Below are 14,057 nucleotides of genomic sequence, written 5' to 3'. Positions count from 1 at the left end.
TTGCTTATAACACCTTAAGCCACAGGATCAAAATCGTCCCCCAGCTTAAGAGACAGTACTCTCGATACACCCTGTTCAGGCATGGTTATACCATAGAGAACATCCGCATGCTCCATCGTGGCCTTCTGGTGTGTGATCAGGGCGAACTGGATGCCGTCGAACTCCTTCAGGTAATCGCTGAAACGTTCTATATTTGCCTCATCCAGGGCAGCTTCCACCTCGTCCAGGATACAGAATGGCGTCGGCTTGGCCTTGAGTACCGCAAACATCAGTGCCACGGCTGTGAGAGTCTTCTCCCCTCCGGACATCAGGTTGATGTTCTTCAGTTTCTTCCCCGGAGGCTGGGCGCTGATCTCGATTCCGGATCTGAGAGGATCCGACTCGTCCTCGAGCCGCAGCTCGGCTGTGCCTCCTCCGAACAGCTTCCTGAAGCTTTCATCGAAGTTTACCACAACTTTGTCGAATGTCTCCTTAAAGTTTTTCTTAATTGTGGAGTCCATGTTGGAGATTATCCTGCTGAGCTCCTTCATGGATTCTTCTATGTCGGCCGCCTGAGCGGTCATGAACTCATACCGCTTGCTGACTTTTTCGTATTCCTCGATGGCGGAAACGTTTACGTCTCCCAGCTCGGCCATGCGGAGACGGATCTCCCTGGCCTCCTTGTTTCCGGAGGTAATCGCGAAATCCTCGTCCTTCATGTCCAGGGCTTCTGCATAGGACATCTCGAAGTCGTTCCAAAGCTTGTCCTTCTGGGCCTGGAAAAGCGTCTCGTTCTTTGCATTCTTCACTTCCAGCTTGTACTTCCTGTCGCCCAGGGTGTCTATGGACTTGTTGTTCTCCTTCTGCCTCTGGAGGGTCTCGGTCTGAGCCGCCTTGCTCGCTTCCTTTTCACCTGCAAGTGTCCGAAGCTTTTCTTCAAGCGCGGTCTTCTCGGCAGCGAGCCTTTCTCTTTCTTCTGCGGATTCCTGCCTGTTATCCGAAAGGAGCCTCTGCTCCTCCTCCAGCTGAGCCTTCTCCTCGGCAGCGTCATCTCTCCTGGTCTCCAGGGTCATGATGGTATCTCTGACTCTTTCGATGAGCTCGTTGAGGCCCAGGATCCTCGTCTCCTGTTCCCTCACGTCCATCCTGCACCTATTTATCTCACCGCTGTCGGACTCTGCCACCTCCTGGTATTCCTCTACCTGTGCGGTGAACTCCTCAACCTGAGACTCAAGGTCTTCAGACTCTTTAGTGTAAGCCTCCACGTTATCCTGATACTGGGATATCCTGGCCTCTGTGTCATTGATATCCCTGGTGATCATGTCCCTCTCCTGGGCAAATCTGCCGGCGGTGTTCTCCGCCTCCTTCTGGAGCTCTCTCGCATGGTTGAGGTCAGACCTCAGCGACTGAGCCTCCAGCTCTTCCTGCTGGATCCTCTCTCTGAGATCCCTTCTCGACTGAGCCAGTTTCCCGGCCTCAAGTTCTCTCTCTTCTCTTGTCTTCCTCAGGCCGCCGAGTTCCTCCTTCATCGCGAGGATTTTCTTTTCCAGGTCCTCTATTTCTTTCTTCCTGCCGAGTATGTTCGCCGTGGCATTCTTGTACCGCCCTCCGGTAATGGAACCGCTGGCGGAGATGACCTCTCCATCGAGGGTCACTATCCTCATACCCCTAAGGTCGAGCTTTGACATGGCCACAGCGTTGTCCATGGTATCGGCCAGGATCACCCTTCCCAGAAGAAAATCCACGATCTCGTCAAAGCGCTTCTCGGCGGAGACCTTGTCTGCCGCTATTCCCAGGAATCCCGGGGCGTTTTCCACTCTGCCGCTCACGCTCCTGTAGCTGCCCCTTATGGAGCTTATTGGAAGGAACGTGGCTCTTCCTGCTCTGTTTTTCTTGAGCCAGTTCACGCCGGCCTTAGCAGCGGCATCGTCTTCGCAGACGATGTTCTGAAGCTGGCTTCCCAGTGCCGTCTCCACGGCGAGCTCGTAACCGTCAGGCACGGTGATGAGGTCCGACACGGTCCCGATGATGCCTCTGCCGCCGGCCTGCATCAGCGCTCTCACACCGTTATTATACCCCTGATAGTTGTTCTCCATCTCCTCGATGGTGTTCTTTCTTGAGATGCTCCGGCCGATGGACATGGAAAGATCCTCTGCCTGCGATGCCAGCCTGTTCAGGTCGTTTCTCGCGTTCATCAGCCGCTTCTCGGTCTCGTCGTAGGAATCGCCGAGGGACTTCAGCTCATCTTCCTTTTCCTGGAGCCTCTTCTGCGCCTCTTCGACCCTCTTGATGGTCTCTCCCTGAGCGCCGTCCCTGCTCTGGTGTTCTTCCACCATCCTCTGGCGGCGCTGGATCAGCGTCTCCCTGTAGTTGGATAGAGTCTGTATCTCTGCTTTCCTGGAGGCCCTCATCTTGCCGATCTCGATGATCCTGTCCTGATCTCTGTCTATCTGGCCTTCCAGTATCTTTATCTTTTCCTTATGTGCTTCTACCCGCCCTGCGGCCTCACGGTACGCACGGTCGGCGGCATCCTTCGCATCGTTCAGCTCCTTTTCCTGAGTCCTCAGCTCCTGAAAATTGCTGTTCTCCGCTTCCAGTCTCGTCTCCGCGTCCCTGATCGAATCTCCGAGGCGCTCCACGTCTCTGGCGATCGAAGAAAACCTCTCCTTGTTGATCTGACCCCTGCTGTTTACCGTGTTAAGATCCTTTATCTTCTGGAGCAGAAGGTCATTCGCCTCCTGGCTCTCGTCGCTGATGCGGCTCTCCTCGTCGCGGATGGAGCTGAGCTTTTCCTCCAGCTCCTCTCTCATGGCGATGGCGCTGTCATAGTCCTCCTGCACCGACTCGAGCTCCTGGCGCCCCTTTTCCACAGAGCTCACCAGCCCTTCTATGCTGTGGAGTATGATGTTGACCGACAGGTAATTATACCGCTCTCTTATCTTGAGGAACTCCTTGGCCTTCTCGGAATCCTCCTTGAGGCCTCCGAGCCTGCCCTCGATCTCGTCGATTATGTCCTTTACCCTGTCCAGGTTCTCAGACGCGGAGTTGAGCTTCCTCATGGCGTCGGACTTGCGGTTCTTGTACAGTACGATGCCCGCTGCCTCCTCGAATATCTCCCTCCGGTTCTCCGGCTTGGTGGATACGATGTCCGCGATCTTGCCCTGGCCGATGATGGAGTATCCATCCACTCCTATGCCTGTGTCCATGAAAAGTTCTTTTATGTCGCGAAGGCGTGCGGGGTTTCCGTTGATCAGGTATTCCGTCTCTCCTGACCTGTACATCCTCCGTGTGACGGCAACTTCTCTGTACTCCAGAGGAAGAGATCCGTCTTCATTGTCGATGACCAGTGTCACCTCTGCCATCCCCTTCGGCTTTCTCGAAGCCGTACCTGCGAAGATCACGTCCTCCATCTTGCCGCCTCTCAGCTGCTTGGCGCTGGTCTCTCCGACCACCCATCTCAGGGCGTCAGAGATGTTCGACTTGCCGCTGCCGTTAGGCCCCACGATGCAGGTCACCCCTTCATTCAGATCTATCGTGACCGGATCAGCAAAGGACTTGAATCCCTGGATCTCTAATCTCTTGAAATACAACTAGTTCTCTCCCTTCAGAATGACCTGCCTGGCTGCTGCCTGCTGGGCCTCCTTCTTGCTTCGTCCCAGTCCGGTCCCCATGGCCCGACCGTTGACTCTCACCTCTGCGGTAAACGTCTTGTCGTGATCCGGTCCCTTTTCCTCCAGTATCACGTACTGGATCTCCGGATTCCTGTATTTCTCCTGGAGCATTTCCTGGAGGGTCGTCTTGTAGTCCTTGTAAAGCTTTCCCTGGATGGCCAGCCTGATGTGATCTCCAAAAAGATCCAGGACCACCGAACTGGCGCTGTCGTACCCTCCGTCCTTGAAGATCGCTCCTATGACCGCCTCTACACCGTCGGCCAGTATGGAATCCTTGTCCCGTCCGCCTCCGGTCTCTTCTCCGTGTCCGAGGAGAATATATTCCCCAAGTCCGATCTCTCTTGCGATCTCCGCCAGAGACCTTTCGCACACGACGGCGGCCCTGGTCTTGGACAGGAAGCCCTCGTGTTTATCAGGGACGATGTCGTATATCTTGCTTCCCACTATGGCATCGAGATACGCATCTCCGATGAATTCCAGCCGTTCGTTGTTGTCCCTGTAGCTGCGGCCCTTTTCCGATGCGTACGAGCTGTGGGTGAGCGCGTTCAGCAGCAGCCTCTGGTCGTGGAATGTGTATCCCAGCTTTTTTTCGAGGCTCTCCAGATCTCGTCTTGTGTTTTCTTCTCTGTTCTCTCTCATTTTCTCCGGAATGTTACTCTTCCGCCGCCTCCGTATCTTCCTTTTCCACTTCTCTGGCGCTGAACTCCGCCACCGCCTTCTCTATGGTCCCAGTCACGTCATTCTCGACATACGGAACGGCCTTGAGGATGGCGTTGTATACCGCCTCGGCATTCGAGCTGCCGTGCATCTTGAGGACAGGGCCCTTCAATCCAAGGATCGGAGCACCGCCCTCCTCTGAATAGTCGAATTCCTTCTTGAGATCCCTGAGCTTGCCTCCCGCCAGGGCTGCGCCCATCATGCTCACCGGACTTTCCTTGAGCTTCTCCTTGATCCTGCCCATTATCGCCATTGCGACACCCTCGGAGCTCTTCAGCAGAACATTTCCGGAAAAGCCGTCAGTCACACACACGTCACAGCACCCGAAAGGAACGTCACGCCCCTCGCAGTTCCCCTGGAAATTGATATCCGCTTCCGACAGCATCTGGAAGGCCTCCTTGTGGAGGGAATCTCCCTTTTCCTCTTCGGCACCCACGTTCAGGAGCTTCACTTCCGGATCTTCGACGCCCTTGACCTTCTCCACGAAAATGCTTCCCATGATACCGTTCTGCAGCAGGTATTCCGGCTTGCTCTCCACGTTGGCGCCGCAGTCCAGCAGTAGCGTGGTGTCGTTCTTTCCGATCTTAGGGAAAAAGGCGGCTATCGCCGGTCTCTGTATGCCCTTTATGCGGCCCAGGAAAAACAGTCCCGCAGAGAGAAGCGCTCCGGTGCTTCCGGCGGAAAGAAATGCGTCCGCCTCTCCGGACTTCACCATTCCCATCCCTCTCGTGATGCTGGAGTCCCTCTTCTTTCTAACGGCCATCGCAGGAGCCTCGTTGTTGGTCACCACCTCTGTGGCGTTGATGACCCTGATGTCTCCCTTCGTGTATCCCAGCTTATCGAAAGCATCCCGGATGTCCTGCTCTCTTCCGATGATCGAGATCTGTCCGTCGATCTCCGGAGCCGCCTTTATCGCCCCTTTTACGATCTCCAGAGGAGCGTTATCTCCTCCCATGCCGTCCAGTAAAATATTCATTCGTTTTCCTCCAAACACAGATGACTATATATTCGCTGAAACCAGCGCGATGCTCGCATATAAAACCAGGTTATTATATCACAGAAAAGGGGCCGATGACACATCGTACGGCATAGTCTTCACGCACGAAAAAGCGGCACGCACCGCAGCGTACCGCCTTTCCGGGATCTTTTTTTATGAAGGCATCTTCCGAACCTGCCGCTTTCTATAACAGAACTCCGCCGGTCCTCACCGCAGCCTCAGCTGCCCGCACGCCCCGTCGATGTCCGACCCGAGCGTCCTCCTGATGGTGACGGCGATGCCCCTTTTCTCCAGGACCTCCTTGAATCTCAGAATGCTCTCCCTGTACGAGGCGCTCATCCCCGTGCCCTCGACCGGGTTCAGCGGGATCAGATTCACGTGTGTCAGCCACCCCTCCAGGTGCCCGGCCAGCTCCAGAGCATTTTCCCCGCTGTCATTCACACCCTTGATCATGGCGTACTCAAAGGTTATCCTGCGGCCCGTATCCTCGGTATATCTCCGGCAGGCATCCATCAGCTCCTCATACCCGTATCTCCGGGCGACCGGCATAGTGCGCTGCCGTATCTCTCCGTTCGGGGCGTGGAGCGACACCGCCAGATTCGCCTGGGAAAAGTCTTTTCCGAAGCGCGCTATGTACGGTACGAGCCCGCACGTGGACACGGTGATGTTCCTCATGCCGAGGCCGAACCCCTTCGGGTCGTTTATCAGGTGTATGAAGTCCGAAAGGCTGTCGTAATTGTCGAAGGGCTCTCCTATCCCCATTACCACCACGTGACCGATTTTCTCCCCGGTGAACTTTTCCATGGCCAGAACCTGTCCCAGCATCTCTCCGCCGGTAAGGCTGCGGTCCAGTCCCTTCTTCGTCGAAGCGCAGAAAGCGCACCCCATGCGGCACCCCACCTGGGATGATATGCAGATGGAATTTCCGTAGTGGTACTTCATGAACACAGATTCCACCCTGGCTCCGTCACGGAACTGGAAAAGGACCTTCTGCGTCCCGTCTTCTCCGGACTTCTGCGCCACCACCACCTCGGGAAGACCGATGTACCAGTCATCCTCGAGCTTTGATCTCAGAGGCTTCGGAATATTTCCCATGTCGTCGAACGACTCTGTTCCCCTGGCCAGCCAGCCGAAGATCTGGGCGGCACGAAACTTCTTTTCCCCGTATGAACAAACGACCTCCACAAGCTGTTGGAGGCCGCAGTCCAGAATATTTCTTTTATCCATATTCCTTTGATTTGTTTCTCCTGTAAGGAGCTATTTCTTCTCGATGGACATACCCGTCTTATGTCCGTTGATGTCGAACTCAGGAAGACCGGTCCTGTACTGGATCTCATCAGCAAGAGTCTCCTCCATGATGTGATCCCTGTCACCTTCGACGGCTGCCTTGATGTCGTCATCGCAGTCCATGTATACGGCGATCCTGTCCATCATCTCGAGATCAGCCTGCTTTCTGAGCTGCTGGATCTTGGAGATGACCTCTCTCACGTATCCTTCCTGGATGAGCTCAGGTGTAAGTGTGGTATCGAGGATGGTAAACATGTTGTTCTCCATGCCTACCACGAAGCCTTCCTTCGCGGAGATGCGGATGTCCAGAAGGTCCTCGCCGATCTGATACGTCTGTCCGTCGAGCTCCATGTCCACGGTCTTTCCGTCAGATACCTGGGACAGCAGCTCCTTGGCATCCAGCTCGGAAAGCTTCTTGCCGAAGGACTTCACGCTCTTGCCGAGAACAGGTCCAGCCGCCCTGAAGTTAGGCTTTACAGAGAAGTTCATGTATTTCTCAAGATCCTTCTCGAACACCACCTTCTTGACGTTGAGCTCCTCTGTGATCAGCGGCACGAGGTCCCCGATCACGCTCTCGTACTTTCCGTCCACTACCACCTCGGACAGAGGCTGACGTACCTTCAGCTTCTCCTGCTCTCTGGTGCCTCTTCCGAGGTTGACCAGGGTCTTTACAAGATCCATCCTCTCCTCGACCTTTTCGTCAATGAGTGAGAGATCCGCCTTCGGATAGTACGCGATGTGTACGGTAGGCTCTCCCGTGAGCTTGGTGTACATCTCGTCTGAAATGAACGGAGCGATAGGTGCGATGAGCTTGGTCACTCCGAGCAGAACCTCGTACGTGGTGGCAAGAACAGCCTTCTTGTCCTCTGTCATGCCCTCGGCGTAGAAGCGGCGTCTCGCTCTCCTGATGTACCAGTTTGACAGATCCTCTACAACGAAGTTGGTGATGGCCCTCACAGATCTCATGTGATCATAGGAATCCATGCTCTCAGTTACGTCTCTTACGAGCTTGTTGTACTTGGAGATGATCCATCTGTCCAGCTCAGGCCTGTCAGCGTAAGGCACCTCGATAGAGGCAGCGTCGATATCGTCCAGGTTTGAATAGAGAACGAAGAAGTTGTAGATGTTCTTCAGTGTTCCGAAGAACTTGCTCACAACGTCCTTCACACCGTCCTCGTCGAACTTGGTAGGCGTCCATGCCGGGGATACCGATACCAGATACCATCTCAGGGCGTCCGCACCGTATTTCTCCATCATTTTGAACGGATCCACGGTGTTGCCCTTGGACTTGGACATCTTCTTGCCGTCCTTGTCCAGGATCAGGTCGTTTACCAGAACGTTCTTGTACGGTGCCTTTCCCGTGATGAACGTGGAAATAGCCATCAGAGAGTAGAACCATCCTCTCGTCTGGTCTACGCCCTCGCAGATGAAGTCCGCAGGGAAAAGCTCGTCGAAGTGCTCTGTGTTCTCAAATGGATAGTGCCACTGAGCAAAAGGCATCGCTCCGGAGTCGAACCAGCAGTCCATCACCTCCAGGATCCTGGTCATAGGCTTGCCGCATTCAGGACACTTCAGGTGGATGTCATCCACATAAGGCCTGTGGAGCTCGATAGTCTCTGGATCCACGTCCTCGACGGCCATCTCGGCAAGCTCCTTTCTGCTTCCGACGCAGTGGATATGTCCGCACTCGCACTTCCAGATCGGGATCGGAGTGCCCCAGTATCTGTTTCTGGAGATGTTCCAGTCCTTAACATCTGCCAGCCAGTTTCCGAAGCGGCCCTCTCCAATGTAAGGCGGATACCAGTTCACAGTCTTGTTGTTGGCAACGAGCTCGTCTCTCAGCTTGCTCATCTCGATGTACCAGCCAGGCTTAGCGTAGTATACGAGAGGTGTTCCGCATCTCCAGCAGTGAGGATAGTCGTGGACCATCTTCTGCTTTGCAAAAAGTTTGTTCTCCTTGGCCAGATACTTTATGATGTCAACAGCAAGGTCGTCATCCATCACGAAACGGCCCTTCCACGGAGTCTCGGTGAAGCGGCCCTTCTCGTCCACAGGCTCTACCAGTGGGACATTGTAGCGCCTGCATGTGTTGTAGTCGTCTTCACCAAAAGCAGGAGCCGTGTGTACGATGCCCGTGCCGTCTTCGGTTGTTACATAATCCGCAAGAGTGATAAAGTTGACCTTCGCACCCTCAGGCAGCTCCACGAAGTCCAGGAACCTCTCGTACTCCTCATACTCGAGGTCTTTTCCCTTTCTCTCCTCGATGACCTCGTACTTTCCTTCTCCCAGAACCTTGTCGGCAAGGACCTTAGCCACCCAGAAGATGTTGCCCTTCTCGTCTCCCTCCAGCATTCTAGCTCTCACGTAGTCCACGTCAGGTCCTACTGTCAGGACGAGGTTCGACGGAAGTGTCCAGGCTGTTGTGGTCCATGCGAGGAAGTACTCGTTGTCGTATCCCTTTCTCTTGAACTTGCACGTCAGAGTCTGGACGGATATCTCCTTGTATCCCTGAGCTACCTCGTGGGAAGCAAGGCCAGTTCCGCATCTAGGGCAGTAAGGCTGCACCTTGTGTCCCTCGTAGATCAGCCCGGCATCGAAAAACTTCTTCAGGATCCACCATCCGGATTCGATATAGTCATTCTTGAAAGTGATGTACGGATCGTCCATGTCTGCCAGATAAGCCATCTTCTCAGACATATCTTTCCACATTCCGGTGTACTTGAACACGGACTCTCTGCACTTTTCGTTGAACTCCTTTATGCCATACTTCTCGATATCCTGCTTGCCGTTCATGCCCAGCTGCTTTTCCACCTCGATCTCCACAGGGAGTCCGTGAGTGTCCCAACCGGCCTTTCTCTTGACCTGGTAGCCCTGCATGGTCTTGTATCTGTTGATGGAATCCTTCAGCGTCCTGGCCATAACGTGGTGGATACCAGGCTTTCCGTTGGCCGTAGGCGGGCCTTCAAAGAATACAAAACTCGGGCTCCCCTCTCTGGCTTTGACGCAGAGGTTCAGGAGATCCATCTGATTCCATTTTTCGATCTGTTTTTCCTGTGTCTCGGCAACAGGCTTATCAGATAAATTCTGAAACATGTCTTCCTTCCTTTTCTTTGATCCAGCTTCAACTAATAAAAAAGCCCTGCATGAATAATGCAGGGACGATCATTGACATAACCGCGGTACCACCCCGATTGCAGCCTCCAGCAAGGCGCCTCTCTTAAGTGTCTGGCTCAGGAGTGATCTTCACTTGGGATCTCACCGTCCCGCTCTCAGCAAACGCAGGGCTCTCTGTAAGGATATTACTTCCGGCTACTGTCTCCGTCACAGCCATATCATGATTAAATTCAGAACGCACTTATGTTACTAAATTTATTTTTGTATGTCAACGACAAAAAATCATGTTTTTTTCAAGTGCATGCACTCATCCGATATTCTCCGGTTTTTCATAAACTTTCAACCATAAAGGACTTGTGTTAGAATCTCGTACAACAAAGAGAAGATCCCATCCTGATAAACGATCTTCCCTATGGAGGTTATGAAAATGAAAAAACTGAACCAGACTATACGAAATAATTCGCTTCTGTCCACGTTCCTCATGCTGGCCATGGGCCTGATATTCCTGCTGGACCCGAAAATGTCGGTAAAGATCATCTGCACCATCATCGCCGCAGGATTCCTGGTGTTCGCATTCAGCCGGCTGTTCGCTTATTTTTCTCTTAAGAAGGCGGGAGAAAAATCCGGACTTCCAGTAAAAATAAACCTCGTAGGCGCCATAGTAACGGCGATCATCTCAGTTATCATATTCCTGAATCCGCAGACTCTCGGGGCATTCATCCCGATCGTGATCGGGACTGTCATCATCGTGCAGGGCGTGATCTTCATCGGCTGCGGAGTGTTCTGGAACTCATTCCTTCCAAAACGCGGCACGGCCTCTTTTATTATCGGCATCCTGAACATACTGCTCGGATTCCTGGCTATCAGATACAACTTCGCAACACAGCTCCTCCTGATGAGATTCATCGGGATCGCACTGGTGATAGCTGCAGTGACCAACATAGCTAACGGGATCATGGTCACCAACGCAAACAAAAAACGTGACGATGCCAGGACCGTGGACTTCGACACAGAACCATATGACAACTAGGAGCACGAAACGATCTGTCAATGATCATACTACCAATGATCTTCATCATTTTATAAAAGAGCTGGCACGGATCAGTCCTGTGCCAGCTCTTATTTTATCTGGTGCGCGAAGTGGGACTCGAACCCACACGGTCTCCCGCTAGAACCTAAATCTAGTGCGTCTGCCAATTTCGCCATCCGCGCAATATCTCTTGTATTACTATTTCGATATCCCGATGATATTCCAAAACGGTAAAAAAAAAGTGGTGACCCCACCGGGACTCGAACCCGGGTTACCGCCGTGAAAGGGCGATGTCTTAACCACTTGACCATGGGGCCACATTTATATTAAGAAAAAAACTGGCGACGTCCTAATTTCCCGGGCAGCTTCCCGCCAAGTATCTTCAGCGCTAAGGAGCTTAACTTCTGTGTTCGGGATGGGAACAGGTGTATCCTCCTTGCTGTAGTCACCAGATATGAGCAGTAAGAATGCTATACTTTCCTTCTGCTGTTTGTGAGAGCAGCGCCCTCAAAATTGAATAACACATCCAATCTAGAAAACCTTTTCTGGTCAAGTGATCGACCTATTAGTATCAGTCAGCTCAATGGATCGCTCCACTTACACCTCTGACCTATCAACGTGGTAGTCTCCCACGAGTCTTACCTTTCGGAGGAAATCTCATCTTGAGGGGGGCTTCGCACTTAGATGCTTTCAGCGCTTATCCCTTCCATACTTAGCTACCCGGCTATGCCCTTGGCAGAACAACCGGTACACCAGAGGTATGTCCATCCCGGTCCTCTCGTACTAAGGATAGCTCCTCTCAAATTTCCAACGCCCACAGCGGATAGGGACCGAACTGTCTCACGACGTTCTGAACCCAGCTCGCGTACCTCTTTAATGGGCGAACAGCCCAACCCTTGGGACCTACTTCAGCCCCAGGATGAGACGAGCCGACATCGAGGTGCCAAACACCCCCGTCGATGTGAACTCTTGGGGGGTATAAGCCTGTTATCCCCGGGGTAGCTTTTATCCGTTGAGCGATGGCCCTTCCACTCGGTACCACCGGATCACTAAGCCCGACTTTCGTCCCTGCTCGACCTGTTTGTCTCGCAGTCAAGCTCCCTTTTGCCTTTGCACTCTTCGCGCGATTTCCGTCCGCGCTGAGGGAACCTTTGGGCGCCTCCGTTACTCTTTAGGAGGCGACCGCCCCAGTCAAACTGCCCACCTGACACTGTCCCGGTACCGGTTCACGGTACTCGGTTAGAATTCCAACGTTACAAGGGTGGTATCCCAACGGTGACTCCACCAACACTGGCGTGCTGATCTCGCAGTCTCCCACCTATCCTGTACATCTAACGCCGAAACTCAATATCAAGCTACAGTAAAGCTCCACGGGGTCTTTCCGTCCTGCTGCGGGTAACCGGCATCTTTACCGGTACTACAATTTCACCGAGCCTATTGTTGAGACAGTGTCCAGATCATTACGCCTTTCGTGCGGGTCGGAACTTACCCGACAAGGAATTTCGCTACCTTAGGACCGTTATAGTTACGGCCGCCGTTTACTGGGGCTTAAGTTCCGTGCTTCGGTTGCCCTGACACTTCCCCTTGACCTTCCAGCACCGGGCAGGCGTCAGCCCCTATACTTCAGCTTTCGCTTTAGCAGAGACCTGTGTTTTTGGTAAACAGTTGCCTGGACCTCTTCACTGCGGCCCTCTTTCGAGGGCACCCCTTCTCCCGAAGTTACGGGGTCATTTTGCCGAGTTCCTTAACAATAGTTCGCTCGCTCACCTTAGGATTCTCTCCTCATCTACCTGTGTCGGTTTGCGGTACGGGCACCTTGGATCTCGTTAGCGGCTTTTCTCGACAGCGTGAAATCAGTTGCTTCCGGTCTTACGACCACCCCATCACGCCTCAGCATTAATAAGGAAACGGATTTGTCCTGCTCCCTCTGCCTCGACGCTTGGACATGCTTTACCAACAGCATGCTCAACCTATCCTTCTGTGTCCCCACTTCACTCAAGCGATCCTCGGTGGTACAGGAATATCTACCTGTTGTCCATCGCCTACGGCCTTCGCCCTGGGCTTAGGTCCCGACTGACCCTGAGAGGACGAACCTTCCTCAGGAAACCTTAGATTTTCGGCGGACAGGATTCTCACCTGCCTTACGCTACTCATGCCAACATTCTCTCTTCTATACAGTCCATCTCGCCTTCCGGCTCGACTTCGTCCCGTATAGAATGCTCCTCTACCAATACTTACGTATTCCAAAGCTTCGGTGGTAAGTTTCAGCCCCGTTTATCTTCGGCGCAGGACCACTCGACTAGTGAGCTATTACGCACTCTTTGAATGTATGGCTGCTTCTAAGCCAACATCCTAGCTGTCTGTGCGATCCCACATCCTTTTCCACTTAACTTACTCTTTGGGACCTTAGCTGTTGATCTGGGCTGTTTCCCTTTCGACCATGGAACTTATCTCTCATAGTCTGACTCCCAAGTATGATACTACGGTATTCGGAGTTTGATAGTTGTTGGTAACCGGTGAAGGCCCCGCGAACAGTCAGTGCTCTACCCCCGTGTATCTTTACCTTGAGGCTAGCCCTAAAGCTATTTCGAGGAGAACCAGCTATATCCGAGTTCGATTGGAATTTCACCGCTATCCACAAGTCATCCTGACCTTTTTCAACAGATATAGGTTCGGTCCTCCATAACCTTTTACGGTTACTTCAACCTGCTCATGGATAGGTCACCCGGTTTCGGGTCTACAGCATGCAACTCTTCGCCCTCTTAAGACTCGGTTTCCCTACGGCTCCGTTACTCCAGTAACTTAACCTCGCTGCACACCGTAACTCGTTGGCCCGTTCTACAAAAAGTACTAGGTCACTTGCGCTCCCTATGCTTGTAAGCATCAGGTTTCAGATTCTATTTCACTCCCCTCCCGGGGTTCTTTTCACCTTTCCCTCACGGTACTATTCGCTATCGGTCACTGGCTAGTATTTAGGCTTGGAGGGTGGTCCCTCCTGCTTCAGACCGGGTTCCACGTGTCCGGCCCTACTCTGGTGTCATCTGCGCGTCTTCTGCTTCGTCTACGGGGATATTACCCTCTGTGTCGGAACTTTCCAGTCCTCTTCGACTCGCATACCTCGATCGCATTGTGATGATCCTCAACCCCGAAGCAAGCTTCGGTTTGGCCTCTTTCCCTTTCGCTCGCCGCTACTCAGAAAATCGATGTTTCTTTCTCTTCCTGAGGCTACTTAGATGTTTCAGTTCACCTCGTTCCCTTCCAT

Annotated in this window: 6 protein-coding genes, 2 tRNA genes and 2 rRNA genes; 1 reads left to right on the top strand and 9 read right to left on the bottom strand. The window is 53.1% G+C overall.

The annotated features are described in order from the left end of the window. Nucleotides 1-14: 14 nt before the first annotated feature. The 5 genes from smc to ileS all read right to left on the bottom strand — a co-directional run bounded on the left by smc (nt 15) and on the right by ileS (nt 9,744). Nucleotides 15-3,569: a chromosome segregation protein SMC gene (gene smc / locus BQ7382_RS03035; RefSeq protein ID WP_077390678.1), complete on the bottom strand. Its 3,555-nt coding sequence runs from the start codon at nt 3,567-3,569 to the stop codon at nt 15-17. Further along, nucleotides 3,570-4,289 (bottom strand): ribonuclease III, encoded by a 720-nt coding sequence (gene rnc, locus BQ7382_RS03030; RefSeq protein ID WP_077390677.1) that lies wholly within the window; start codon nt 4,287-4,289, stop codon nt 3,570-3,572. A 13-nt stretch (nt 4,290-4,302) separates the two neighbouring features. Then, nucleotides 4,303-5,343 (bottom strand): phosphate acyltransferase PlsX, encoded by a 1,041-nt coding sequence (gene plsX / locus BQ7382_RS03025; RefSeq protein WP_077390676.1) that lies wholly within the window; start codon nt 5,341-5,343, stop codon nt 4,303-4,305. 228 nt (nt 5,344-5,571) lie between these two features. Next, the gene (gene rlmN / locus BQ7382_RS03020) at nt 5,572-6,591 is read right to left on the bottom strand and encodes a 23S rRNA (adenine(2503)-C(2))-methyltransferase RlmN (RefSeq protein WP_077390675.1); all 1,020 of its coding nucleotides are present in this window, start codon (nt 6,589-6,591) and stop codon (nt 5,572-5,574) included. A 30-nt stretch (nt 6,592-6,621) separates the two neighbouring features. Then, nucleotides 6,622-9,744, bottom strand: coding sequence for an isoleucine--tRNA ligase (ileS, locus tag BQ7382_RS03015; protein ID WP_077390674.1), 3,123 nt, complete (start codon nt 9,742-9,744; stop codon nt 6,622-6,624). Between the two features lie 448 nt (nt 9,745-10,192). On the opposite strand from ileS, the gene BQ7382_RS03010 reads away from it, so the two are divergent. Beyond that, nucleotides 10,193-10,795: an HdeD family acid-resistance protein gene (locus BQ7382_RS03010; protein ID WP_159437211.1), complete on the top strand. Its 603-nt coding sequence runs from the start codon at nt 10,193-10,195 to the stop codon at nt 10,793-10,795. A 99-nt stretch (nt 10,796-10,894) separates the two neighbouring features. Here BQ7382_RS03010 and BQ7382_RS03005 read toward each other — a convergent pair. From BQ7382_RS03005 to BQ7382_RS02990, 4 genes are all read right to left on the bottom strand, one after another. Next, nucleotides 10,895-10,977: transfer RNA gene (locus BQ7382_RS03005), tRNA-Leu, on the bottom strand. Between the two features lie 60 nt (nt 10,978-11,037). After that, nucleotides 11,038-11,112, bottom strand: a tRNA-Glu gene (locus BQ7382_RS03000). Between the two features lie 19 nt (nt 11,113-11,131). Beyond that, a 5S ribosomal RNA gene (gene rrf / locus BQ7382_RS02995) occupies nt 11,132-11,248 on the bottom strand. Between the two features lie 92 nt (nt 11,249-11,340). After that, nucleotides 11,341-14,057, bottom strand: a 23S ribosomal RNA gene (locus BQ7382_RS02990); the annotation flags it as partial.

The sequence above is a fragment of the Mobilibacterium timonense genome (assembly GCF_900155555.1).
GTDB classification, from domain to species: Bacteria; Bacillota; Clostridia; order Peptostreptococcales; family Anaerovoracaceae; genus Allobaileyella; species Allobaileyella timonense.
The sequence above is the reverse complement of the archived record's forward strand: the minus strand, read 5'-3'. Positions and strand labels throughout refer to the sequence as shown.